Annotated in this window: 1 protein-coding gene; it reads left to right on the top strand. The window is 50.2% G+C overall.

Annotated features, from left to right (window positions below):
* On the top strand, positions 1–229 hold a 229-nt coding region (locus CHH91_RS21025), incomplete at both ends, for a hypothetical protein (protein ID WP_217973788.1).

The raw sequence follows: 229 nt of genomic DNA, 5'->3' as shown, positions 1-229 counted from the left end.
ATCAAATGCGCGGCCGGGCGCTGCGAATTGAACGAGATAATCCAAATAAAACCGCCAATATTTGGCACATGGTTTGCATAGACACGGAACAGTATGATGGTGGCCATGATTGCCTCTCGCTCCAACGCCGCTTTAAGTCGCTTATCGGCCTTGGCACAGAGGACAATATCATCGAGTCAGGCATCAACCGCCTTGCTTTCCCTAAACCACGTTATCGCCGCCGTTTATT

This window comes from Virgibacillus sp. 7505, assembly GCF_002272135.1.
In the GTDB taxonomy this organism is placed as follows: domain Bacteria; phylum Bacillota; class Bacilli; order Bacillales; family Amphibacillaceae; genus Terribacillus.
The sequence above is the reverse complement of the archived record's forward strand: the minus strand, read 5'-3'. Positions and strand labels throughout refer to the sequence as shown.